The sequence below is a fragment of the Staphylococcus pseudoxylosus genome (assembly GCF_003697915.1).
GTDB classification, from domain to species: domain Bacteria; phylum Bacillota; class Bacilli; order Staphylococcales; family Staphylococcaceae; genus Staphylococcus; species Staphylococcus pseudoxylosus.
Map to the genome: position 1 here is coordinate 1 of NZ_RCVN01000105.1, position 224 is coordinate 224.

Consider the following 224-nt stretch of genomic DNA (forward strand, 5'->3'; position numbering starts at 1 on the left):
TAAATCGTCAAGTCTGGATATAATCCATTTATTGCAAATTCGTTTAATGCTCTTACTTCTTCAACGCCAATCCCTCTAGCATAACCTTGATAAGCTAATGAACTATCGATATAGCGATCACACAACACAACCTTACCTTCTTTTAAAGCTGGTATGACCTTTAATACAAGATGTTCTCTTCTAGATGCAGCAAATAACATTGCTTCAGTTCTAATGTCCATATC

Annotated in this window: 1 protein-coding gene; it reads right to left on the bottom strand. The window is 35.3% G+C overall.

Annotated features, from left to right (window positions below; translation table 11 throughout):
- On the bottom strand, positions 1-224 hold a 224-nt coding region (locus D9V42_RS14990), incomplete at both ends, for a dTMP kinase (protein WP_279634298.1).